General features: G+C 74.9%; 19 protein-coding genes and 2 pseudogenes. 17 read left to right on the forward strand and 4 right to left on the reverse strand.

Going from position 1 to position 24,182, the window contains the following annotated elements:
• Positions 1-17 precede the first annotated feature (17 nt).
• From BLW57_RS34665 to BLW57_RS34730, 12 genes are all read left to right on the forward strand, one after another.
• Positions 18-1,652 (forward strand): carbamoyltransferase family protein, encoded by a 1,635-nt coding sequence (locus BLW57_RS34665; RefSeq protein WP_093479653.1) that lies wholly within the window; start codon positions 18-20, stop codon positions 1,650-1,652.
• Positions 1,649-2,644 carry a glycosyltransferase family 2 protein gene (locus BLW57_RS34670; RefSeq protein WP_093479654.1) on the forward strand — a complete coding sequence of 332 codons (996 nt, stop codon included), beginning with the start codon at positions 1,649-1,651 and terminating at the stop codon, positions 2,642-2,644. The genes BLW57_RS34665 and BLW57_RS34670 overlap by 4 nt, the downstream gene beginning before the upstream one ends.
• Positions 2,641-3,285 carry a D-glycero-alpha-D-manno-heptose-1,7-bisphosphate 7-phosphatase gene (locus BLW57_RS34675; RefSeq protein WP_093479655.1) on the forward strand — a complete coding sequence of 215 codons (645 nt, stop codon included), beginning with the start codon at positions 2,641-2,643 and terminating at the stop codon, positions 3,283-3,285. The genes BLW57_RS34670 and BLW57_RS34675 overlap by 4 nt, the downstream gene beginning before the upstream one ends.
• Entirely contained in the window at positions 3,282-4,292 is a 1,011-nt protein-coding gene (locus BLW57_RS34680) for a glycosyltransferase family 9 protein (protein ID WP_093479656.1), read from the forward strand. Before BLW57_RS34675 ends, BLW57_RS34680 begins: the two co-directional genes overlap by 4 nt.
• Positions 4,289-5,251 (forward strand): glycosyltransferase family 4 protein, encoded by a 963-nt coding sequence (locus BLW57_RS34685; protein ID WP_093479657.1) that lies wholly within the window; start codon positions 4,289-4,291, stop codon positions 5,249-5,251. The genes BLW57_RS34680 and BLW57_RS34685 overlap by 4 nt, the downstream gene beginning before the upstream one ends.
• A complete protein-coding gene (locus BLW57_RS34690; RefSeq protein ID WP_093479658.1) occupies positions 5,248-6,480 on the forward strand; it encodes a glycosyltransferase in 1,233 nt (410 codons plus the stop codon). The genes BLW57_RS34685 and BLW57_RS34690 overlap by 4 nt, the downstream gene beginning before the upstream one ends.
• Entirely contained in the window at positions 6,477-7,247 is a 771-nt protein-coding gene (locus BLW57_RS34695) for a D-sedoheptulose-7-phosphate isomerase (RefSeq protein WP_093479659.1), read from the forward strand. The genes BLW57_RS34690 and BLW57_RS34695 overlap by 4 nt, the downstream gene beginning before the upstream one ends.
• Positions 7,244-8,674 (forward strand): PfkB family carbohydrate kinase, encoded by a 1,431-nt coding sequence (locus BLW57_RS34700; protein ID WP_093479660.1) that lies wholly within the window; start codon positions 7,244-7,246, stop codon positions 8,672-8,674. The genes BLW57_RS34695 and BLW57_RS34700 overlap by 4 nt, the downstream gene beginning before the upstream one ends.
• Positions 8,675-8,813: 139 nt before the next feature.
• Positions 8,814-9,806, forward strand: coding sequence for a glycosyltransferase family 9 protein (locus BLW57_RS34705; protein ID WP_093479661.1), 993 nt, complete (start codon positions 8,814-8,816; stop codon positions 9,804-9,806).
• A gap of 719 nt (positions 9,807-10,525) precedes the next feature.
• Positions 10,526-10,972, forward strand: a complete 447-nt coding sequence (locus tag BLW57_RS34715) for an STAS domain-containing protein (protein ID WP_093479663.1) — start codon at positions 10,526-10,528, stop codon at positions 10,970-10,972.
• Positions 10,973-11,107: 135 nt separating this feature from the next.
• Complete coding sequence (locus tag BLW57_RS34720) at positions 11,108-12,355, forward strand: ANTAR domain-containing protein (protein WP_093479664.1); 1,248 nt, start codon at positions 11,108-11,110, stop codon at positions 12,353-12,355.
• Positions 12,356-12,800: 445 nt separating this feature from the next.
• A complete protein-coding gene (locus BLW57_RS34730; protein WP_093479665.1) occupies positions 12,801-13,256 on the forward strand; it encodes an RpiB/LacA/LacB family sugar-phosphate isomerase in 456 nt (151 codons plus the stop codon).
• A gap of 91 nt (positions 13,257-13,347) precedes the next feature.
• On the opposite strand, the gene BLW57_RS34735 is transcribed toward BLW57_RS34730, so the two are convergent.
• A complete protein-coding gene (locus tag BLW57_RS34735; RefSeq protein WP_256339659.1) occupies positions 13,348-13,713 on the reverse strand; it encodes a DUF6479 family protein in 366 nt (121 codons plus the stop codon).
• Between the two features lie 154 nt (positions 13,714-13,867).
• On the opposite strand from BLW57_RS34735, the gene BLW57_RS34740 reads away from it, so the two are divergent.
• Both BLW57_RS34740 and BLW57_RS34745 read left to right on the forward strand, forming a co-directional pair.
• Positions 13,868-14,242 (forward strand): four-helix bundle copper-binding protein, encoded by a 375-nt coding sequence (locus BLW57_RS34740; protein WP_093481044.1) that lies wholly within the window; start codon positions 13,868-13,870, stop codon positions 14,240-14,242.
• Between the two features lie 125 nt (positions 14,243-14,367).
• The gene (locus BLW57_RS34745; protein ID WP_093479667.1) at positions 14,368-15,546 is read left to right on the forward strand and encodes an acyl-CoA dehydrogenase family protein; all 1,179 of its coding nucleotides are present in this window, start codon (positions 14,368-14,370) and stop codon (positions 15,544-15,546) included.
• 265 nt (positions 15,547-15,811) lie between these two features.
• Here the strand turns inward: BLW57_RS34745 and BLW57_RS34750 are convergent.
• Positions 15,812-17,988, reverse strand: a pseudogene (locus tag BLW57_RS34750) (FUSC family protein).
• A 314-nt stretch (positions 17,989-18,302) separates the two neighbouring features.
• Positions 18,303-18,524: pseudogene (locus tag BLW57_RS41000) on the reverse strand (aldehyde dehydrogenase); the annotation flags it as partial.
• Between the two features lie 105 nt (positions 18,525-18,629).
• Between BLW57_RS41000 and BLW57_RS34755 the strand changes: the two are divergent.
• From BLW57_RS34755 to dapE, 3 genes are all read left to right on the forward strand, one after another.
• Positions 18,630-19,214: a hypothetical protein gene (locus tag BLW57_RS34755; RefSeq protein WP_306822968.1), complete on the forward strand. Its 585-nt coding sequence runs from the start codon at positions 18,630-18,632 to the stop codon at positions 19,212-19,214.
• Between the two features lie 853 nt (positions 19,215-20,067).
• Complete coding sequence (locus tag BLW57_RS34765) at positions 20,068-21,519, forward strand: amino acid permease (protein WP_093479669.1); 1,452 nt, start codon at positions 20,068-20,070, stop codon at positions 21,517-21,519.
• Positions 21,516-22,574: a succinyl-diaminopimelate desuccinylase gene (gene dapE / locus BLW57_RS34770; RefSeq protein WP_093479670.1), complete on the forward strand. Its 1,059-nt coding sequence runs from the start codon at positions 21,516-21,518 to the stop codon at positions 22,572-22,574. Before BLW57_RS34765 ends, dapE begins: the two co-directional genes overlap by 4 nt.
• Here the strand turns inward: dapE and BLW57_RS34775 are convergent.
• Positions 22,555-24,108, reverse strand: a complete 1,554-nt coding sequence (locus tag BLW57_RS34775) for a PucR family transcriptional regulator (protein WP_093479671.1) — start codon at positions 24,106-24,108, stop codon at positions 22,555-22,557. The two genes, dapE and BLW57_RS34775, sit on opposite strands and share 20 nt — an antisense overlap.
• Positions 24,109-24,182 lie beyond the last annotated feature (74 nt).

Consider the following 24,182-nt stretch of genomic DNA (forward strand, 5'->3'; position numbering starts at 1 on the left):
CGTACTGGAGACAGCGCATGCACGTCCTGGGTGTCAACGCACTCTTCCACGACCCCGCAGCAGCCCTGATCACGGACGGCAGGGTCGTGGCGGCGGCGGAGGAGGAGCGGTTCTCGCGCCGCAAGCACGGCAAGCGGCCCGTTCCCTTCTCCGCCTGGGAACTGCCCGAGCAGGCGGCCCGCTGGTGCCTGGAACACGCCGGCCTCACCCCGTCCGACCTGGACGCCGTCGCCTACTCCTACGACCCCGCCCTCGCCCGCCCCGCCGACCGGATGAGGCTCGACGACCCGTGGGACCACCTGCGCCAGGAGTACGCCCGCCGTGCCCCCGCCTTCCTCGCGGAGGCCCTGCCCGGACTGGACCCCGCCAAGGTCTGCTTCGTGCCCCACCACGTGGCGCACGCCGCCTCCGCCGGACCGGTCTCGCCGTACCCCGACTGCGCCGTCCTCGTCCTCGACGGCCGCGGCGAGTGCGGCTCCCACCTGGCCGGCCGCTACACCAACCGTGAACTGACCGTCCTCGGCGCCCAGGAACTGCCCGACTCCCTCGGCCTCTTCTACGAGGACCTCACCCAGCACCTCGGATTCCTGCGCAGCAGCGACGAGTTCAAGGTCATGGCACTCGCCTCCTACGGCACCCCGTGCTTCGCCGGCCGGCTGCGGGAGTACGTCCGGCCCGACGGCCGGGGCGGCTTCCGGGCCCGTCCGGTCCCCTGGGCCGACCTCGTGCCGCCACGCCCGGCGGGGGGCGCCTGGCACCAGGACCACGCCGACCTCGCGGCCAGCGCCCAGCTGTGCCTGGAGGAGACGATGCTCGCCCTCGCCCGGTGGCTGCGCGAGCACACCGGCGAGGACGCGCTGACCATGGCCGGCGGCGTCGCGCTGAACTGCGTGGCCAACACCCGGTTGTGGCGGGAGAGCGGCTTCCGGCACATCTGGGTGCAGCCGGCCGCCGGGGACGCCGGCACCGCCCTGGGCGCGGCCGCGCACGTCGCCGGCCGGAAGGACACCCTCGAACCGATGCCGACCGCGGCGCTCGGCCGCGGCTGGAGCGACACCGAACTGCGCGACTGGCTGGAGCGGGCGGCCGTACCGTACGAGGAGCCCGCGGACGTCGCCGAGACGGCTGCCGAGGCACTGGCCGCCGACGGCATCGTCGCCTGGTTCCAGGGCCGCGCCGAATACGGGCCGCGTGCGCTCGGCCACCGCTCCCTGCTCGCCCACCCCGGCCGGGCGGAGAACGTGGAACGCCTCAACGCGGTCAAGGGCCGCGAGGAGTTCCGGCCCGTCGCCCCGATGGTCCTCGCGGAGCGGGCGGCCGAGCTGTTCGACGGACCGCTGCCCAGCCCCCACATGCTCTTCGTGCACGACGTGGCCGCCGACTGGAGGGCCCGCGTCCCGGCCGTCGTCCACGTCGACGGCACGGCCCGCATCCAGACCGTGGACCGCGCCGAGGAACCGCTCGTGGCCCGCATGATCGACGGCTTCGAACGGCGCACCGGGCTGCCCGTCGTGGTCAACACCAGCCTCAACACCGCCGGACGCCCCATGGTCGACGACCCCCGGGACGCCCTGGAGTGCTTCGGCTCGGCACCCGTGGACCTGCTGGTGCTCGGCCCGTTCGCGATCCGCCGTGGAAGGGCGTACGCATGACCGACGCTCCCGCCTACACCGTCGTCGTGCCCACGATCGGGCGCCCCTGCCTCGCCGAGTGCCTGCGGGCCCTCGCCGCGGCCGACGACCACGCCCCGCACGAGGTGATCGTCGTGGACGACCGGCCCGAACCGGACGGCGACCTGCCGCTCCAGTCGGCCGGACCGCTCCTCGACCGGGTCCGGACCCTGCGCACCTGCGGCAAGGGGCCGGCCGCCGCCCGCAACGCCGGCTGGCGGACCGTCCGTACGCCGTGGACGGTTTTCCTGGACGACGACGTCCAGGTGCTGCCGGACTGGTCCCGGCTGCTCGCCGAGGACCTGCGGGAGGCCGGCGAGGACGTCGGCGGCATCCAGGGGCGGCTGCGTGTCCCCCTGCCCCCGGACCGCCGGCCCACCGACTGGGAACGCAACACCAAGGGCCTGGAGAACGCGGCCTGGGCCACCGCCGACATGGCCTACCGCACCCAGGCGCTGACCCGGGCCGGCGGCTTCGACGAACGCTTCCCGCGGGCCTTCCGTGAGGACGCCGACCTCGCCCTGCGCATGCAGCGGGCGGGCTGGTCCCTGATCCGGGGCCGGCGCGTCACCCGGCACCCGGTCCGCGCCGCCCACTGGTGGGCCTCGCTGCCCGCCCAGCGCGGCAACGCCGACGACGCCCTGATGAACCGGCTGCACGGCCGCGACTGGTGGGACCGCGCCCAGGCACCCCGCGGCCGGTTCCGCCGGCACCTGCTGGTCACCGGCGCGGCGCTCGCCGCCGCCTCCTGCGCCCTGACCGGCCGGCGCCGCGCCGCGACGGTCTGCGCGGCGCTGTGGACGCTGGGCACCGCCGAGTTCGCCCTCGCGCGCATCATGCCCGGCCCGCGGACCGCACGCGAGATCACGGGGATGCTCGGCACCAGCGTGCTCATCCCGCCCCTCGCCGTCCGGCACTGGCTGCGCGGAGTCGTCCGCCACCGGCACGCCGAGCCCCTCGGGGGTGCCGGATGACGAACGTGTCCGCCGTCCTGTTCGACCGCGACGGCACGCTCGTCGCGGACGTGCCGTACAACGGCGAACCCGGCCGGGTCCGGCTGCTGCCGGGCGCCGCGGAGGCCGTCGCCCTGGCGCGGTCGCACGGCCTGGTCACCGGGGTGGTCAGCAACCAGTCCGGCATCGGGCGCGGGCTGCTCACCACCGAGCAGGTGCTCCGCGTCAACCGGCGCGCCGACGCGCTCCTGGGCGGTCTGGACGCCTGGGTGTTCTGCCCGCACGCCCCGGACGCCGGCTGCGGGTGCCGCAAACCCCGGCCCGGCCTCATCCTCGCGGCGGCCGCCCGACTGCGCGTCGCACCCGCCGCGTGCGTGGTGGTCGGGGACATCGCCGCCGACGTCCTGGCCGCCCACGCGGCCGGCGCCCGGGGGCTTCTGGTCCCGAACGCGGTCACGGCACCCCAAGAGGTGGAACGTTTCTCCGATCTGACCGCCCCGGACCTGCCCACGGCGGTACGCCGAGTCCTGGACCGGTGGCACCGCCCGGCGCCGGAACCCGGTCGCCGGGACGGCGCTCGTCCGGCCCCCGGTCGCGGGCGCACGCACCGCCCGGACGCCCACGGCACGCCGGTCACCCCGGCCGGCAGGCGGTCGCCGTGAGAGCCCTGGTCGTGCGCCTCGACAGCTTCGGCGACGTGCTGCTCGCCGGCCCCGCCGTGCGCGCCGTCGCCGCCCGCTCCGCGCACGTCACCCTGCTGTGCGGCCCGCGCGGCGCCGACGCCGCCCGGCTGCTGCCCGGCGTCGACGAGGTGCTCGTCTGGGAGTCGCCCTGGGAGGGCTTCGACCCGCCCCCGGTCGACCCGGCGGACATCGACGCACTCCTGGGCCGGCTGCGCACCGGGTCCTACGACACCGCTCTGATCCTCACCTCGTTCCACCAGAGCCCCCTGCCCACCGCGCTGCTGCTGCGGCTCGCGGGCATCGGGCGCATCGGCGCCGACAGCATCGACCACCCCGGGCGGCTGCTGGACGTACGCCACCGCAGGGCGGCGGACCGGCACGAGGTGGAAGCGGCGCTGGACACGGCCGCCGCCCTGGGTTTCCCGGCACCGGCCGGGGACGACGGGCGGCCGCGGACACTGCCGCCCCCCGACACCGCCGAACTCACCGGTCACGGCCCGTACGTGGTCCTGCACCCCGGGGCCAGCGCCCCCGCCCGTGCCTGGAGTCCCGACCGCTGCGAGGAGGCCGTCGCCCTGCTCGCCGACGCCGGGCACCGCGTCGTCGTCACCGGCGGCCCGGGCGAGACCGCCCTCACCCGGCGGGTCAGCGGGCACGTGGCCGTCGACCTCGGCGGCCGGACCGATGCGCACACCCTGGCCGGGGTGCTGCACACGGCCGACGTCGTGATCAGCGCCAACACCGGCCCCGCCCATCTCGCCGCCGCGGTCGGCACCCCCGTGGTGTCGCTGTTCGCGCCGGTGGTCCCGGCCGGACGCTGGGCGCCGTACGGCGTCCCCGTCATCCTGCTCGGCGACCAGTTTGCGCCGTGCGCGGACACCCGGGCCCTCACCTGCCCGGTGCCCGGCCATCCCTGCCTGGACGAGGTCACCGGACAGGACGTGGTGCGCGCGGTCCACAAGCTCATCCAGGAGCGGCCCTCATGAACATCCTCGTCTGGCACGTGCACGGATCGTGGCTCACCGCCTTCGTGCAGGGCCCGCACACCTACCTGGTCCCGGTCACCGGGGACCGCGGGCCCGACGGCCTCGGCCGGGCCCGGACCTGGGACTGGCCGGAGAGCGTGCGGGAGCGGACCCCGGCGGAACTCCGGGACTGCGACATCGACCTGATGGTTCTTCAACGGCCGCACGAACCCGGCCTCGCCCGGCGCTGGACCGGCCGCCGGCCCGGCGTCGACGTGCCCGCGGTGTACGTCGAGCACAACAGCCCCGACGAGTCGCCCGACCGGCAACGGCACCCGCTGGCCGGGCAGTCCGCGATCCCGGTCGTCCACGTCACCCACTTCAACCGGCTGATGTGGGACACCGGCCGGGCCCCGACCGACGTCGTCGAGCACGGCATCATCGACCCCGGCCCGCTGTGGACCGGCACCGAACGGCGCGCCGCCGTCGTCGTCAACGAACCCGTGCGCAGGGGCCGTACCACCGGCACCGACCTGCTGCCCCGGTTCGCCCGGTCCGCGCCCCTGGACGTCTTCGGGATGCGCACCGAAGGACTCGCCGATCACCTCGGCCTGCCGCCCGAGCGCTGCCGCACCCGAGACCTGCCCCAGCACGAACTCCACCGAGAGATGGCCAGGTGTCGCGTCTACCTGCACCCCGTGCGCTGGACCTCGCTCGGCCTGTCCCTGCTGGAGGCGATGTTCCTCGGCATGCCGGTGGTCGCCCTGGACACCACGGAGGTCCGGGAAGCGGTCCCCGACGGCGCCGGGGTGGTCTCGAACCGCCTCGACGTACTGGAGGACGCCCTGCGGGCGTACCTCGCCGATCCCGAACAGGCCCGCCGCACGGGCGGGACGGCCCGGGCCGCGGCCCAGGCCCGCTACGGAGAGCGGCGCTTCCTGGACGACTGGGAGCGCCTGATCAAGGAGGTCACCCGATGAGCCGTATCCCGCACACGGCCGGGCGTGTCGCCATGGTCTCCGAGCACGCCAGCCCTTTGGCCGCGCTCGGCGGACCGGACGCGGGCGGCCAGAACGTGTACGTGGCACAGGTCGCCAGGCAACTCGCGAGAAAGGGCTACCGGGTCACGGTGTACACCCGGCGGGACTCGGCGGGCCTGCCGGACCGGATGACCCTCATCGACGGGGTGCAGGTGGTGCACGTGCCCGCCGGGCCGCCCGCACCCGTCCCCAAGGACGAACTCCTGCCGTACATGGCCGAGTTCGGCGACTTCCTGGCCCGGCAGTGGTCGCTGGGCCCGCCCGACGTCGTGCACTCCCACTTCTGGATGTCCGGCCTCGCCGCCCTGGCAGGCGCCCGGGGCCTCGGCATCCCCGTCGTGCAGACGTACCACGCGCTGGGCACCGTGAAGAAGCGCTACCAGGGCACCGCCGACACCAGCCCGCCCGAACGGCTCGCGATCGAGGAGGCCGTCGGCCACGACTGCGCCCGCATCATCGCCACGTGCAGCGACGAGATGGCCGAACTCAAGGCCATGGGGCTGCCCGAGGACCGGATCAGCATCGTGCCCTGCGGCGTCGACCCCGACCAGTTCAGCCGCGCCGCCGACACCCGGCTGCCCGGCGCGCGCCGGCGACTGCTGTCCGTCGGCCGACTCGTGCCCCGCAAGGGCTTCGACCGGGCCATCCGCGCCCTCGCGGGCGTCCCCGACGCCGAACTCCTCATCGCGGGCGGCCCCGAGGCCGACCTGCTCGGCACCGAGCCCGAGGCCGCGCGCCTCCACGCCGTCGCCGGCGAATACGGGGTCGCCGACCGGGTGACGCTGCTCGGCGGGGTGGGCCGGGCCCGCATGCCGCGGCTGATGGCCGGCGCCGACCTCGTCCTGTCCCTGCCCCTGTACGAGCCCTTCGGCATCGTCCCGCTGGAGGCCATGGCCTGCGCGACCCCGGTGGTGGCCACGGCGGTGGGCGGCCAGCTCGACACGGTCGTGGACGGCTCCACGGGCGTCCTCGTCCCCGCCGACGACGACTACGACCTCGGCGCGGTCGTCCGCTGTCTGCTCGCCGACCCCGACCGGCTCGCCCGCTACGGAGCCGCCGGCCGCGAACGGGTCCTCGCCCACTACACCTGGGACCGCGTGGCCGACGGGGTGGCAGGTGTCTACGGCGAGGTGTCCCCGATCCGCTCGCTGTCGGGAGTCGTCCGATGAAGACCGTCACCGACACCACCCACTGCGACGACCTGGTCAAGGCGCTGGAGACGTTCCGCGACAGCGGTCCGCTCATCGCACGCTGGGGCACCGAACTCGCCCGGCGCCTCGGCGGCGGCTCCCGGCTGCTGGTGGCCGGCAACGGCGGCAGCGCGGCGCAGGCACAGCACCTGACGGCCGAACTCGTGGGCCGCTACCGGGAGGACCGGCCGCCGTTCTCCGCGGTCGCCCTGCACGCCGACACCTCCTCCACCACGGCGATCGCCAACGACTACGGCGTCCAGGAGGTGTTCGCCCGCCAGACCGCCGCCCACGGCCGCCCGGGAGACGTCCTCCTGCTGCTGTCCACCAGCGGGGCGAGCGCCAACCTGCTGGCCGCCGCCGAACGCGGCCGCCGGCTCGGCATGGCCGTGTGGGCACTGACCGGACGGGCGCCCAACCCCTTGCAGCTCGGCGCGGACGACTCGCTGTGCGTGGACGCACCCGTCGCGGCCACCGTGCAGGAACTGCACCTGGTGGCCGTGCACATGCTCTGCGAGGCCTTCGACGAGGCGGTCGAGCGGGGCGAGGCCGACCGGGCCGCCGCCGACGCGGACGACCTCCCCGCCCCCGCCGGCCGACCGGAAGCCCATGACCCGACAGCTGTCGACGGCACGCCCTGCCCCGACGGCAAACCGGGTGTCGTCGGCCGGCTCGTGGGCCGGGCCCGCACCGTCGGCCGGGCCGCGCCCCACCGGCCCGCGGCCCCCGGGAAGGGACACGCATGAGCACCCCGCGCACGCCCCTGGTCGTCGTGGGCGACGCCCTGCTCGACCACGACCTGTGCGGCCGGGCCGAGCGGCTGGCCCCGGACGCGCCCGTGCCGGTGGTGCACGGCACCCGGCGCAGCTCGCGCCCGGGCGGCGCGGCCCTCGCCGCCTGCCTCGCCGCCTCGGACGGCCGCCCCGTCACCCTCGTCACCGCGCTCGGGACCGACCCGGCCAGCGACACCCTGCGCGAACTGCTGTCCGGCCGGGTCACGTTGGTGGAAGTACCGCTGGAAGGCGCGCTGAGCAGCAAGACGCGCGTCCTCGCCGGGGACCGGCCGCTGCTGCGCCTGGACGACGGCGACGGACGCGCCCGCGAGACGACCGGTCCCGCCGTGGCCGCCGTGACCGGGGCCGGCGGCGTCCTGGTCGCCGACTACGGCCGTGGCACCGCCGACGTCCTCCGGGCGGCCCTGACCACCGCCGCCGCCGAGGCGCCCGTCGTCTGGGACCCCCATGTGCGGGGCCGGGCGCCCGTCCCCGGCGTCCGCCTGGCCACCCCCTCGGCCCAGGAGGCCCGCGCCTTCGCCCGCCGACTGGAGGACGGCTGGGACTCCGACGAGCAGGCCGGGCTGCGCACCGCGGCGCGGGACGCCCGCACCCTCGTCCGGGCCTGGCGGGCCCGGGCCGTCGCCGTGACCCTCGGCGAGCGCGGCACCCTGCTGTCCCACGGCGAGACCCCCCTGCTCGTGCCGACCCCGGCGGCCGCCGTCGGCGACCCGTGCGGAGCGGGCGACCGGTTCGCGGCGACCGCCGCCGCACTGCTCGCGGACGGCGCCCTGACCGAGGCCGCCGTGCAGGAGGCCGTGCACGCGGCGACCCGCTACGTCGCGGAGGGCGGCGCCCGGGCGCTGGCCGTGCGGGAACAGCCCGACGCGCCCGAACACGTCCCGGCCGACGGCGACACCACGGCGGACGCCGTACGCACGGCCACCCGGGTCCGGGCGGCGGGCGGCACGCTCGTCGCCGCGGGCGGCTGCTTCGACCTGCTGCACGCCGGTCACGTGGCCCTGCTGCAGGCAGCCCGCCGGGCCGGCGACTGCCTGATCGTCTGCGTCAACTCCGACGACTCGGTGCGCCGCCGCAAGGGCGGCGGCCGGCCGCTCGTCCCGGTCGCCGACCGGGTCCGGGTGCTGCGCGCCCTGGAGTGCGTCGACGCCGTGGCCGTCTTCGACGACGACACACCGGAACGCATCCTCGGCGAACTGCGCCCGCACATCTGGGCCAAGGGCGGCGACTACGCCCGCACCCCGCTGCCCGAGCAGCCCCTCGTGGAGAGCTGGGGCGGACAGGTCCTCCTGCTGCCCTACCTCGACGGCCGCTCCACCACCGGCCTCGCCCGCCGTGCGGCCCTGTCCCCGGCACCCGCCACGGGACCGGCGCGATGAGCCACCGCACGCGCGAGCCGGCTCCGGCGCCCGCACGCCGGCCGCCGCGACCGGCGCCCCGGATCGTCCCGCCGACCGGGGTACCCGGGCGCCACCGCCACCCCACCCCGGCATCCACACCTACCGGAGGTCCGACCCGGTGACCCGAACCCCGCACCCCCCGACCGTCCTGGTGCTGCGTGCGCTGGGGCTCGGTGACCTGCTGGCCGGAGTGCCCGCGCTGCGCGGTGTCCGCCGCGCCTTCCCCGGCCACCGCATCGTCCTCGCCCAGCCGGCGGGCCTCACCGAACTCGCCCTGGCCACCGGTGCGGTCGACGCCGTTTTCCCGGCCGAGGCGCCCGGCCGTGCGGTGCCCTCACTCGCCCACTGGGCCGCACCCGCACCGGACGTGGCGATCGACCTGCACGGCAACGGTCCCGAGAGCCGCGACGCGCTCGCCGCCCTGCGCCCGCGCCGGCTGCTCGCCCACGCCTGCCCGGACGGGCCGCCGTGGCGCGGGCACGCCAACGAGCGGGACCGCTGGTGCGCCTTCCTGCACGGCTACGGCATCCCGGCCGACCCCCTGGACCTGAGGCTGCCGCCGCCCACCGCGCCGTCCCCGGCGCCGGGCGCGGTGCTCGTGCACCCCGGGGCCGCCTCGGGCGCCCGCCGCTGGCCGGGGGGGCGGTACGCCGCCGTCGTACGGTGCCTGCGCGCCGCCGGACACCATGTGGTGCTCACCGGCGGCCCCGGCGAGGAGGCACTCGTGCACTCGGTCGCCGAGCGCAGCGGTCAGCACGCCCGCGACGTGCTGACCGGCGGCCTGCCCTTCGCGGAACTGTCCGCCCTGGTCGCGGGCGCGTCCCTGGTGCTCAGCGGCGACACCGGCCTCGCCCATCTCGCGGTGGCCCACGGCACCCGCTCGGTCACCCTGTTCGGACCGGTCTCCCCGCGGCTGTGGGGCCCGCCCCCGGGCCCGCACCACCTGGCCCTGTGGAAGCCCGGCCCCCCCGGCGACCCGCACGGCCGCACCCCCGACGCCCGCCTGCTGCGCCTGCGCACCGGCGAGGTCGCCGCGGCCTGCCTCATGCTGCTCCGGCCGGTCCGTGCCGAAGCCCGGCGGCCCGGACCGGACATCGCGCACGCCCGCTGAGCACGCCACCGGCCGCACCCGCCGCCCCGCCCCGGAGGACGGCCCACGCGTCGGCCACCCGCGGCCCGGCCTGCTCGCCGCCCGCACCCTGGTCGGCGAGCGGGCCGCCGGGGATCCCCTCGAACAGTCGCCTGCGGGGCCGTACAGCCGTGACGGTCTCGTGGCCCGGAGCCCCGGGCGGATGGCCCCCGAGCCGGGTCGGGCCGGTCGGTCGGTCAGGGGTGCTCGGGCTTCTGCGCCGGGGGCACTCCGCCGCCCTCGCCCCCGCCCTTGCGGCCCTTGTCCGAGCCGTGCGGGTGACGCCGTCCTCGCCGCGTCGCCCCCGCCGCCGGAGCCGGACCTGCCCGCCCGGCGCTCGGCTTGCCCCTCTGCGCCCCGTGGGGCACCGACAGTCCCTCCTGAGCGCGGGCGGCATCCACCCGCCGCTCCTGCCCGCGCACGACTCGGCCGCCCGGGGCCGGGGCGTCTTTGGGCCTTTGCGCGCCCTCTCGACACGGACGCGCCGGAACTCACCCGCCCGGCGGTACGCCCGCCGACTTCCTGGACCCGGAGCCCGCCACGGCGGCACACGGACGCGACGCGGGCCGGGCGGGCCGCGCAGGGCCCGGCCCGACACGCCCGGGTGACGTCGTTGCGTCCGGCCCGCGCCCGGAGGCACAGTGATGCCCCGGTCAAGACGCGGCCGGCTGGTCCTTTCCCGCCCAGGAAGCCGGATCCCCATGGAAAACGGTCAGCTCTCCCATGCCCGCGTCCGCCCCGGCGGGCCCTCCCCGCTCCTGCTGCGGACCGTGCGCGAGCACCGCCCCGAGGCCGGGGACGTCAGCGTCCTCAAGGCCCGCGGCACGGTCGACACCTCCAACGCCGCGGACTTCTCCGCGGCCCTCGCCGGGCACATCGGCCACGCCGACGACACCGGGGAACACCCCGTGCTGGACCTGACGGAGGTGTACCTGGCCTGCTCGGACGCCATGCGCGCCCTGGAGCGGGCGACCGCGTTCCTCGCCGTGTCCGGCCGTGTCCTGCCCGTCGTGGAACCGCGACCCCACGTGCGGGATGCGCTGCGCACCGCCGGACTGCCGGGTGTCCGGGTGCATGCCACGATGGCGTCGGCCCTGAACACGCTGGAACCCCGACCGGCACCGGAGCCACCCGGCGACACCCACTGACACCGGCGCGGGACGATCCCCCGCCTCCGCCCCCGGGGCCCGCGGGCCCCGGTCGGCAGCCTGCCGTACGAAGTGGTTCATCGAGGTCGGGAAGAGGCCGACACACTTCTGCGCGACGTCCTGACTGGTGGTGCGATGAAAGCCTCTTCCGACCGTCCCGGCGCACCGGCCCCGCTCGTCATCGAGTCCTCGGTGGTCGAGGGACTGCCCGCCGAGGGCGCTCTGCTCCTGCGCATGTCCGGCAGCCTGGACGCCCAGGGGGCCGAAGCCTGGGCGGAGGAGCTGCGCGGCCACCTGGACCAGGCGGACCGCGCCGGGCTGCGGCCCGTCCTCGACATGGCCCATGTGCAGCTCGGCGGTGCCGCGGTGCTGCGCACCCTCAGCGAGACCACCCGCGTCCGCACCGGACGCCCGGACCTGATCATCGTCCGCGCCCGGCCGGGGGTGCGCGAGGCGGTGCACCTCGCCCGCCTGGACGGCGTCCGGCTCTTCGCCACCCTCGACGAGGCGCTGCGGGAACTGGCCCGCACCGCCACCCGGGTCGAGGAGCTGCCCGCGTGGCGGTCGCAGATGTCGGACCCGCTGCGGCCCTCGTACGAGGAGCTGCACAAGGAGGTCCGGGCCCTGCGCGCCCGGGTGCGCACCGCCCCGGTGATCGGCATGGCCCAGGGCACGCTGATGGTGCGCTACGGCCTCCCGGACTCGGGAAGCGCCTTCCGGGTGCTGCGGGAGACCTCGCAGCGGTTCAACGTGCCCCTGCGGGTGCTCGTCTCCGCCGTGGTCGCGGCCCGGCCCCCGGACGGCGAGGAGTGGTTCCCGGGCCGCCTCCCGCTTCCGGTGCCCCAGCTGCGGCTCCTGGGACGCGGCGGCCGTGATCCGCGCTGCCGGCGGCAGATGATCGACGCCGTGCTGCACGAGTCGCTGGCCGTCGGACGAGCCCCCGCCGGGTACGTGCAGTTCGTGGACCCCGCCGTCGGCACGCTGGCGCCGGAGACCCACTACGGCTGTGCCGAGACGTTTCTCGACCATCTGGTGCGGGGCCGGGACGAGGGCACACCGGACGCGCTGGCCCGGACGCGGCGGCGCCGGGTGAGCGTCCCCGACGTGGCCGCCGACACGCTGCTCTCCGAGGACTGGCGGCGCGTCCTGCTGACCACGGGCACCCGCGCCCTGCACAGCGTCCCCGTCCTGTCCTCGGCCGGTTCCTGCACCGGCGTGATCACCCTGCACTGGGCCGAGGCCGGGCACCGGCCGACCGCCGCCCAGGCCGAGACCGTCGCCCTGCTGGCCGCCGAAACGGCCGCCTGGCTGAGCTGGTACCACCGCTCCGTCCTCCTCGATGCCCTGGAACACCTCCACCGGGTGCTGAGCGACTCCGGGTGAGGCGATCCGCCGGCGGTGCGCGTCACCGGGGCCGTGCTGGGAATCCGGACCCCGCAACGATCACGCACCACCCGGAGGGAGTCCGGCGCACGTCCCGTCCGCAGCAGCCCGAACAGCGGCGCAGGGACAAGGGAGGCGCCCCCCAGGACAGCGGCAGGCTCAAGGCGGGCCAGCCCACCGACCGCGGCCCGGGCGGCCACCCGCACGGCTCGGACAAGGGCCGCAAGGGCGGGGGCGAGGGCGGCGGAGTGCCCCCGGCGCAGAAGCCCGAGCACCCCTGACCGACCCGACCGGCCCGACCCGGCTCGGGGGCCATCCGCCCGGGGCTCCGGGCCACGAGACCGTCACGGCTGGGACCGTCACGGCTGTACGGCCCCGCAGGCGACTGCGGGGCCGTTCTCCGTGGGCGGTCCGTCGGCGCCCGGCAGGGGCTACGCTCCGCGGTATGCGGATCTCCGTCTCCTCCGACATGGACGAACCCGTGGCCCGCCTCCTCGTCGAGGAGCTGCGCGAACGCGGCCACGAAGTGCGCGTCCACGGGGCGCTGCGGCCCGGCGCCGACGCTCAGTGGGCGGTCTGCTCAGCGGCGGCCGCCCGGGACGTCGCCGAGGGCGCGGCCGACCAGGCGGTGGTGTGCTGCTGGACCGGCACCGGCGCGTCCATCGCGGCCAACAAGGTGCCGGGCGTGCGCGCGGCCCTGTGCACGGACGCCGCGACGGCGGACGGCGCCCGCCGCTGGAACGACGCCAACGCTCTGGCGCTGAGCCTGCGACTGACCTCACAGCCGCTGCTGACGGAGATCCTCGACGCCTGGTTCGCGGCCGAACCGAGCCGGGACGCCGAAGACGTGCAGAACGTGGCCCGCGTCGGCCGCCTGGACGCCGCCCGGAAGAATTCCTAGGGGCGTCCGGCGGGCCGGGGGGACCGGATTCGTCGAAGGGTTCTAGGGTGGGGGTCGTCCGGGCGCCATGGACTCGGGCCCGGCCGCCGGATCAGTGGGCGCCGAGTCCGCCGCCGCCGAACGAGCCGCTGGATCCGCTGCTCCAGCGCCGGCGTTCCTTGGAGGCGCTGGGTTTGCTGTCCATGTTGCTCAGCTCGTACGGGGTGAGTGGGCGACCACCCTTGGGCATCTGCGGAACCTCCTGGGATTCCCTGTTCTCCCGGACCTCGTGCACCGGTCCTTCCGGTGGCAGCTGGGGCTGCTCCTCGGGCCTCGGGCGGGGGGACTCGCGGTACTTGACGCGGGAGTTCATCCAGAATCCGCCGGCGAGCAACGCGAGCAAGGCCACGGCCACGAGGAACAGCACCAGGCTCATGAGGCCGCTCGCCGCGGCCAGCTGCATCGATGCGGTACTCATAAAACAGGGATACCCCACCCAGAACAGGGCGAACCGGACACTTTACGTGACCAGGTGCCGACAGGCGGCGACTCGACAAGCCTTCGTCCCGCGGAGGGTCCTACCCCGTCGCCGCGGAGTGTTTGCCGCTCCCCGCCCCGGCTACCCGCACGGTGTGACGACGCCGACTTCGCAAGCCCAGCTCTACCGGTTCCTGGAGGACCGCTTCACCTGTGCGCAGGCCTGCACGGAGTGCGCCCGGGCCTGCGCGGTGCGGGCGAGCCTGGTGTACCCGGACGGCACCGAGCGCCAGGAACGGGTGCGCCGGCTGGGCATCATGTGCGCGGAGGTGTGCGACGCCACCTGCCGTGTGCTCTGCGAGGAGAACCACCAGGACGAGGAAGGCATCCGGGTGCGGCTGGAGTGGTGCCGTTCGGTGTGCCTCGAAAGCGCCAAGGCCTTCGACGAGTACCCCGGCGCCGAGTCCGCGGCCGCGACCTGCCGGGCCTGCGTCGACGCCTGCTCGGACTTCCTGGACATCCTGCGCTGACCGCTTCCGCACGGCCGTACGGCCTTCCCCGGCCCCAACTCGCCGGAACCCCGGCATTCCCAATTTCTGGAACACGTTCTACGGTATGCGCCGTCAGGACCGCCCTTGGGGACCCTGGAGGCGCCGTGCACCTCGATCACACGCCCGAGCAGCAGCGACTGCGCGCCGAGCTGCGCGCCTACTTCGGCCGGCTGGTCCCGGACAACGCCTACGCGCGCTACGCCGACCCGGCCGCCCAGAAGCGGTTCTACCGTGACACCGTCCGCCGGCTCGGCGCGGACGGCTGGCTCGGCGTCGGCTGGCCCCGGGAGTACGGCGGGCGCGGCATGACGGCGATGGAACAGTTCATCTTCTTCGACGAGGCGGCGCAGGCCGGCGTACCGCTGCCGCTGATGGCCCTGAACACGGTCGGTCCGACGCTCATGCGGTTCGGCACCGACGAGCAGAAGGCGTACTTCCTGCCGCGCATCCTCTCCGGCGAGATCGACTTCGCCATCGGCTACAGCGAGCCGGACGCCGGTACCGACCTGGCCGCCCTGAAGACGCGGGCCGTGCGCGACGGCGACGAGTACGTCGTCAACGGGCAGAAGATCTGGACCACCAACGGCGACACCGCGGACTGGGTGTGGCTCGCCGTGCGCACCGACCCCGGGGCGCCCGCGCACCAGGGCATCACCATGCTCCTGGTGCCGACCTCCGACCCCGGCTACTCCTGCACGGTCATCAACACCCTCGCCTCCCACGACACCACCGCGAGCTACTACGAGAACATCCGTGTCCCCGTCTCCCGCCGGGTCGGCGAGGAGAACCAGGGCTGGCGGCTGATCACCAACCAGCTCAACCACGAGCGGGTCACCCTCGCCGCGCACGGCACGATGGCCGTCCGCGCCCTGCACGACGTGCAGCGCTGGACGCACGAGACCAAGCTCGCCGACGGCCGGCGGGTCGCCGACCTGCCGTGGGTGCGCCGGCTGCTGGCCCGCACCCACACCCGCCTCGACGCGCTGAAGCTGCTCAACCGGCGGATGGTCTCGGCCGTCGAGAACGGCACGCTCACCCCGCAGGACGCCTCGGCCGTCAAGGTCTACGGCTCCGAGGCTCGCCGGGACGCCTACGCCTGGCTCATGGAGATCGTCGCCGCCGCCGGCCCGCTGAAGGAGGGCTCCGCGGGCGCCGTCCTGCACGGCGAACTGGAGCGCGGCTACCGCTCGGCGGTCATCTTCACCTTCGGCGGCGGCAACAACGAGATCCAGCGCGAGATCATCTCCTGGATCGGCCTGGGAATGCCGCGCGTGCGGCGGTAGCCGGCATCAGATCTCAAGCCCAGTCGCTTCGCCCCTGGGGGCTCATGCCGATGTGGGACCGGCCGACCGGCCGCTAGCGCTGACGGCCTCCAACCCCAGCTCCCAGTGCAGGCGTTTCCCGTAGACGATCAACGGCCGCCGTCACTGCCGGCCGGGGGAGGAACCTCGTGATGGCGACAGCGGCGTACGTGTGGCGGCGCCCGACGTGGCGGGGAGACTGCTTGCCGCTTCCCCGGAGGCGAGGCGCTCCCCATGTCCGACTTCGTCACCCACCACGGTGCACGGGTCGTGATCCGTCACCTTCCGCCGCCTCGGCGGCCCGCACCCGCTGCTCCTCGCGAGCAGAGCCGACGTCCCGTTCCAGGGGGGTGCGGCTCACGGCTGTCGCGAGGTCCTCCAAGGCCCGTTTTTGCAGTTCCGCCTCGCGCCGCACGACCGGGCTCCCATTGCCGGCGGCGGCGTCCTCCCACGCGTGGAGCGCCTCCTCCACGCGTCCCCAGTCCGGATTCCTGTGCTCGCGCACGGCGACTGCTGCCTTCTCGGTGTCCGTCTCCACGGCCTCGGCGAATCGCTCCGCCTCGGGGACGAAACGGCTGTCGGCCCGCGGGACGTGGCTCTCCATGAGCATCGCTGCCCGGCCGAACCCCTTGAGCGCCTCCTGCGCCTCCTGCGCCTCGCGCGACGTCAGACCCCGGGGGCGCACCGGTTCCTGCCTTGCCCGGTCGTATGCCTCCTGCCAGGCGGCACGTGCCTCCCTGCTCTCCAGCAGTGCCCTGCGCATGTCGGCGTGATGCTCCTGGGTCGGTTCGGCGTAGTTGCGGAGCACCGCGGCCGCGTAGCGGCCGTTGGCGGCGAGCCAGTCCGCAAGCCGACTCGGCAGTCGGGGTGTCTCCCATGCGGGGAACACCACGTACGCCAGCATTGCCAGGGCCCCGCCGAGCAGGGTGAGTACCACCCGCTCCGGGACCGTCTGCTCCCATGCCTGGCCGCCCATGCCGAGCAGGAAGACGACGTAGGCGGCGGTGAAGCACTGGGAGTAGGCGTAGCCGGTACGGTTCAGCGTGTACGACAGGCCCGCCGAGACCACCGCCAGCGCGCCGGACACATGGGCGTCCGTGCCCAGGGCCCGCACCATGCCGGTGGCGAGTGCGACCCCCGCCAGGGTCCCGGCGAGACGGGCCACCGCACGCGCGTACGTCCGGTGGAAGTCCGGCCGCATCACCATCACCGAGGCGATGGGTCCCCAGTAGCCGTGGCCCAGGGGTAGCCGGGCGGCGATCAGATAGCCGAGCGTGGCCACCGCCGCCAGGCGGACGGCGTGCCGGAACACGGGCGAGTCCCGGCGGAGCTCACGGCGGACCGCCCGGACGACGACCGGGACCAGCCGGAGCATTGTCGGGCGCACCAGGAACGGGGCGCCGGCGGGGCCGGGCGGCGTGGCCTTCCTCCCGCGCGCGCAGCCGCTTTCGGCGATCTCCAACGCCTCGCCGAGCAGTTCCACGAGCCGCTCGGCGGCTTGCCGCGCGGGGCCCTGAAGCACCTCGTGCTCCTCGTCGACGCGCAGGACGTCCGTGCTCTCGGGCCGCACCTCGGCGGGAGTACCGCGTCGGATCGAACGGGCGGCCGCGTCCAGGACGTCGGCGGCCGCGTCGAGCAACTCCCGCGCGCGGTCCCGCCCGGCTCCCTCCGCCGGGGCGCCGACGTCCGGGTCGGCGAGCGCGGCGACCACCGGCCGAATGCGCTCGGCGAGTCCCCGAGGGCCGTGCAGGACGGAGGGACGGGTGCGGGCCTGCGACGGCGTCACGGCGGCCGCGTCCCGGGCCGTCATCAACGGCTCCGGGTCGAACGGGGCGGTCGGGTCGTGCCGCAACCGGCGGGCGTAGTCCGCCACGGCGGCCAAGGCGTCGGCGAGCGCGTCACGATGCGCCCCCAACGCCGGATCGGGAACAGCAAGATCAGCACGGCCTGCGTCACGCCTCCGAGCGCGATGACCCCGGCGTGCTCCAGGGCTCGCCCGACGCTCGTGGGCAAGGTGATGGTCACGGGCATGCTGCCCACGGTCGTCGCTGCGACGATCCCAGCGGTCGATCCGACGGCCCACGCCATCCCCGCGGCAAAGGCCCATACGGCCAGCAGCGGCAGGAACGTCACGAGTCGCCCCGCCGCCAGGTAGCCCACGAGGGTGCTGAGCGCCAGGCCCGCGCCCGCGCCGAGCGCGACCACCTTGCGCGGACGCCAGCTGCGCTGGAAGGTGGCCCCACCCGCGGAGTAGGCGCCGAGGGCGGCGGACGCGGCGTACGCAGGGGAGACCAGCCACAGCGTCGGCCCGATGACGATCGCCACCCCAGCGGCCGTGCGCAGCGCGAGCAGGGGCTCCAGCCGCGTCTCCTCGATGGTGAGCCCGGATCGCACGACCTCCCCGAAGGCCCGCAGCCACGTCACGGGTGTCCGCCTGGCCGGAACGCCCTGCCGGGTCGCGGGGGCCTGGTTGAGGTGCGGCAACCGTCGGGCAAGGAAGCCTCCCACACGGCCCGCGAACTGACGGGCGGCCGCAGCCGCTGGACGGGGTCCTGCCACTGCGGACACCGCTGAGCGTCCGCCGTCCGTCCTCCGGGCCGGAGCGCGAGCAGTTGTCGTTGGTTCAGGTCCGGCCGGTGCGCGGCGATTGCTCCAAGCCCCGTCCGGGGGACGGGCAGATCGCCACCCGTCCCCCGGACCGGTCGGGGGAAACAGGGGGCACGGCGGCCCCGAGTCTCTTAACGCTTGTGGCCGTTCCCGTGTCCGTTCGGATGCAGGACCACCTTGGTCCAGCCCTCGTCACGGGCGTCGAAGTGCTCGTAGGCGGTGGGGGCCTCGTCCAGGCTGAGCTCGTGCGAGACGACGAAACTCGGCTTGGCCTTCCCGCCGGCGATCAGGTCCCGCAGGGCCCGGTTGTACCTCTTCACCGGTGCCTGCCCGGTTCCCATGCGCTGGCCCCGAGCGTCAACGAGCTGCTCGCTCCGCGAGCGAAGATCGCGGGCATCGTCGTCCAGGCGGTCTCCGGCACCGTCCCGCAGATCATCCGCGAGCGCTGGGCCGACATCGTGGGCGAGGACCTCGCCGACCGGGTGGAGCCCGTCATGCTCGGCGCCCAGGGACAGGAGCTGTGCACCCTCGCGGACTCCGCCCAGGCACGCGACGACGCCGCCCGGCGCGCCCCCGAGATCCTGGCCCGGATCCGCGAGGTGATCGGCGAAGGCTGCGCCATCACCCGCTGGGTCCCCAGCTCGCTGCTCCCCGTCGTGGTTGCCGTCACCGGTTCTCCAACGGTCACCGACCGGCGGGCTGTCGAGGACGTTCTGCTGCAGACCTGGCACGACGCCATCGAGGCCTGCGGGACTGAGCACACGCTGATCCTGGAACACGGCTGCGAGAGTGCGGTCGACCGCTTCGTGAGCGAATGGGTCGCACGCCTTCAGCTGCCGGACAAGGCAGGCCTGGTGTCAGCCCCGCGGGCCGCCGACACAGCACGCCACTACGACCAGGCCACCGCGGTCCGCGACCAGCAGCTGGCGGCCCGTCGTCCCGACCTGTGCCTGTCTTTCGTCACCCGCACCAGCGACTTGCTTCGTCTGGAGGAGCAGGCGAGCGCTGCCGGGATCCCAGTCCAGCGAGTCCTCCTCCCGTAGACCGGCCCCGGCCTCCCGCCCGGACTGCTTCCCGCAGCCAGCTCGCTCCGCCGAACCCTCGCAGGGGCGCCCGGTCACCTGGGGGTCAGGGTGAGCAGGCACCGCCCGGCGAGGTGGGCGGCGGAGGGGCGGGCGGCGTGGATGGTGTGGACGGCGGACCAGGAGTGCCCGAAGCACAGCAGTTCGGTGGCGGTGACCGCGGCGTCGGTGTCGAACGCCTCGATGCGGATGAACCGCAGGCCTTTGATGTAGCTGAGCAGGCCGGGCCGCCGGCCGTCAGGGACAGCACCGGCGCGTACAGGCGCCGAGTCCGCCGGAGGCCTGGACGTAGACCGCGGCGACCGCTTCGTCGAACGGGTCCTTCGGGTCGTTCAGCGCGGTGGCGGTCGTGTGGTCGAGGACGACCGCATCGCTGCCACTACGCGGCTGCCTGCGGGCTGGGCGCGGCGCCGCCCAGACGCTCGAGCACGGCTGTCGCCTTCGCCGGGTCCGGGCCGGTCCCGCGGGGACGTCCGACCCCTCGCGTGCACCGATTCACAGTCCTCGCGTTTCTACGGGATCGCAGATTCGCAGGACGGGCAATGTGACCGCATTGCGTGGGCCCCGAAGGGCCCGACCGAGAGGCGAGCTCGCTGGCCCCCGATCAACCACTCCGGGCACCTCTCCCCGTCTTCGGCACCGGCCCTTTGCACCGCTGCCGTTTGCCAGTCGGCCGCCGGGCCCGGCGGATGGGCTGTTTTGGCCCTCTGCCCAATGTGCTCGCGGCACCTTTGGCCGATCCGTACAACCGTGGGTCTTCGCCCCTCCGCATCATCAAGGGCCAGACAAAACCCGGAGGCGGAGGAGCGGTGTGATGGGAAGTGTGGGGACCCGGCCATCGGCCGGACAGGAGAGAACACGTACCGGCCGGCTCACCCGGCGGCAGGCCATGGGAACGCTGGTCGGAGAAGCGGCGGCGAGCCCCCTGAAGCGGACCATGGGCGTCGCCCAGCTGACCCTGCTCAGCGTGGGGGCGACCCTCGGCACCGGCATCTTCGTGGTGCTCGGGCAGGCCGTGCCCGAGGCGGGGCCCGCCATCGTCGTCTCCTTCGTCCTCGCCGGTGTCACCGCCCTGTTCTCGGCGCTGTCGTACGCCGAGCTGGCAGGAATGATCCCCGGCTCTGGATCGTCCTACAGCTACGCCTACGCCACCCTCGGGGAGCTGGTCGCCTGGGTGTGCGGGTGGTGTCTGATCCTGGAGTACGGGGTGTCGGTGGCCGCCGTCGCCGTGGGCTGGGGGCAGTACGTCAACGAGTTGCTGAGTCTCGTGTTCGGCGTGACCCTTCCCGACTCGCTGAGCGCCCCGCCCGGCACGGGCGGCGTGCTCAACATCCCGGCCGCCCTCATCGTCGTCCTCGCGATGGTGGTGCTGCTGCGCGGCGCGAGGGAGAGTGCCGTCGCCAACACCGTCATGGTCGCCGTCAAGATCGCCGCGCTCGTGCTGTTCTGCGCGGTCGCGTTCACCGCCTTCCGGGCCGGGAACTTCCATCCCCTCTTTCCTCTCGGCGCCGCCGGGATGAGTGCCGGAGCGGCCTCCCTCTTCTTCTCCTACATCGGCTTCGACGCGGCCTCCACGGCCGGCGAGGAGGCCCGAAACCCGCAGCGGGACCTGCCCCGCGCCATCATCCTGTCCCTCGTCCTCGTCACCGCCCTGTACGTGCTCGTCGCAGTCGCCGCGCTCGGCGCGATGCCCTGGAAGCAGTTCGCGGGGACGGAGGCGACGCTGAGCGAGGTACTGGTGCGGTCCGTCGGCGGTGGGAACCTGTGGCCGATCCTGCTGTCCATCGGGGCCGTGGTCGCCACCACCAGCGTGGTGCTGACCGTGCAGTACGGGCAGATCCGCATCCTGTTCGCCATGTCCCGGGACGGCCTCGTGCCCCCGCTGTTCTCCCGCGTCCACCCGCGCACCGGTGTGCCCCGCGCCAACACCGTGATCGTCTCTTCGTTCATCGCCGTCCTCGCCGCCCTCGTCCCGCTCGGCAGCCTCGCGGACGCCACCAGCATCGGCACACTCTTCGCGTTCATGCTGGTCAACCTGGCCGTCGTGCTGCTGCGTCGGCGCAGCCCCGATGCCCCGCGCTCCTTCCGGGTGCCGTTCTCCCCGTTCACCCCGCTCATCGGGGTCGGCTTCTGCGTCTACATGCTGGGCAGCCTCGGCACTGACACCTGGGTGGCGTTCGGGGCGTGGATGGCGGCCGGGCTCGTGATCTACGGCCTCTACGGCATCCGGCACTCCAGGCTCGACCGGCAGCAGGACCTCGCATGACCCACTCCCTGGACCTCACCGCCGGCGTGGTCACCCTCACCCGCGCCCTGATCGACCTGCCGTCCGAGAGCGGCCGGGAGGCGGAACTGGCGGACGCCGTGGAGGCGGCCCTGCGGGCGCTGCCCCACCTCACTGTGGGGCGGGTCGGCAACTCCGTCGTCGCCCGCACCGGTCTCGGCCGCCCCGAACGGGCACTGATCGCCGGGCATTTGGACACCGTCCCGGCCGCCGGGAACCTGCCGTCCCGGCTCGCCGACGGCAGCGTGCACGGGCTCGGCGCCTGCGACATGAAGGGCGGGGTCGCCGTGGCGTTGCGGCTGGCCGCCGGGATCCTGGAGCCGGTCCGCGACGTCACGTACGTCTTCTACGAGTGCGAGGAGGTCGAGGGCGACAGGAACGGGCTCGCCCGCATCGGCGCCGAGCGCCCGGCCCTGCTCGCCGACGCCGGCCTCGCGATCCTCATGGAACCGTCCGACGCCGGCGTCGAGGCCGGCTGCCAGGGCACCCTGACCGCCGACATCGTGGTCGAGGGCGCCCGCGCGCACACCGCCCGCGCCTGGCAGGGGGTGAACGCCGCGCACAAGGCAGCCCGGGTGCTGCAGCGGTTGGACGACCACACGCCCGAGCGGGTGGTGATGGACGGGTTGGAGTACCGGGAGGGGCTGAGCGCGGTCGCCGTGCGGGCCGGGGTCGCCGGGAACGTCGTGCCCGACGAGTGCGTCGTCACCGTCAACTGCCGCTTCGCACCGAGCCGTTCGGCCGAGGAGGCGGAGGCGTACGTGCGCGGGCTGTTCCCGGAGTACGAGGTCCGCGTCACCGAGGTCGTTGCGGGGGCCCCGCCCCACCTGGACCGGATCGGCGGGCTGGCCCGCGCGCTGGGCGCCGAGCCGAGGGCCAAGCTCGGGTGGACGGACGTGGCCCGCTTCGCCGCGCTCGGCGTGCCCGCACTCAACTACGGCCCCGGGGACCCGTCGCTCGCCCACACGGCCGGGGAGCACGTCCCCGTCGAGCATCTCGAGCGGTGCGAGAGCAGGCTCAGGGCGTGGCTGAGCTGAGCCCCGCGAGCGCCCTCAACTGAAGCCACAGCAGCAGTCGTTCGTCGGGGTCGTCCAGGTCGACCCCGGCGTGCTGCTGCAGCTGCCGGAGGCGGTAGCGGCAGGTGTTGGGGTGCACGGCGAGGAGTCGCGCCGCGCCCGCCATGTCACAACCGGCGTCCAACCAGCAGACCAGCGTGCGGGCGTACTCCGTGCCGTGCTCAGCGTCGTACGCCAGCACCCGTCGCCACGCCCCCGCGTTCAACTCCCGTTGTTCGCCCATCACTTCGGCCAGACGCAGCAGCGTGACCCGGGGCCGGACCTCGTCCACGGTGGCCACCGGCAGCCGGGCGTCCAGCACTCGCAGCACCAGGTCGGCGTCCGCCCGCGAGCCGGGCAGCCCGGCCGCGCCCGGCACGACCTCGCCCAGCGCCGCCCGCACCGGCACGCGCAACGCCTGTCCGGCCCGAGTCACGATGTCCTCGGCCAGCTTCCTGTGCCGCTCGCCGGGACCGGGCAGTACGGCGTACACCACCCCGTCGAGCAGCACGCACGCGTGCCGTCCGTAGCGGGCCTCGCACTGCAGGCGCACGACGTCCAGCAGACGCAGCGCGGTGCGCTCGGCGTCCGGGACGCTCGCGGCGGAGTCCAGGACGAACGCGGCCGCCCGGGCCGGGCCGTCGACGCCCAGGCGGGCGGCGGCGGTCGCCGGGTCCGGTGCCGTGCCGTCCAGCAGGCGGCGCAGCAGGTCGCTGCCCCGGTGCCGGGCCAGCTCCCGGGCGGCACGCGCCCGCAGCAGGAGCAGCGCGGCCGTGGTGGCGCCCTGGGCAAGGGTGTCCTCCGCGTCCGGCGCGAGCGAGCCGCCGTCGACCACCCACACCGAGCCCAGCGTCTCCCCGCCGGCCCGTACCGGCATCGCCAGCCGGGGCAGGTCCGAGCCGGTCAGCGCGGGCAGCCGCAGCGGCCGGTCGGCGGCGAACAGGCGCCGGTACTGCTCGGTGTTGTCCGCGCTGGCCGGCACCTGGCGGCCGAGGATGCCCTGCCGGCGGTCCTCGTCCACCGGCTGGCCGGAGACGGTCGAGTAGGCGAGGATCCGCTGGCGTGGGTCCTCGACGGCGGTGGCGCCGCCGGTGGCCGTGGCGATGGCGTCGGCCAGCGCGAACAGGTCGCCGAGCCCCAGGTCGGCGGTGGCCGCGGCGGGCCGGGCGGCGATGGCGGAGGCCAGCAGCAGGTGGACATGGTGCCAGGCGGCGTCCTCGGCGACCGACAGCAGCGCCACGCCGTGGGCCTCGGCCTCCGCGACCGGGCCGTCGGCCCCCCGCACCACCACGCCGGTCAGCTCCGCCTGCGCGGCCGCCCGCAGCAACGGGCCCGCGTCCGCCGCCCGTGTCCCGACCGCCAACAGCAGCGCTCCGGGCAGCCGAGGGAGCGGGGTGTGACCGTCGTAGAGCAGGACCTCGGTGACCGGCGCTCCGCAACCGGCCGGGGCGGTGTGCAGGCGCAGGGTGGGGCCGCCGACGACGTCCAGAAGATCGCCGAGGGTGCAGGCGTCCATGGCGGGTCCTTGGAGAGGTGATTGGCTGATGGTGAAACGACAGTACGCATCTGTTGGCTGCTCCCACAACACTG

It is taken from the genome of Streptomyces sp. 1222.5, from assembly GCF_900105245.1.
GTDB lineage: Bacteria > Actinomycetota > Actinomycetes > Streptomycetales > Streptomycetaceae > Streptomyces > Streptomyces albidocamelliae.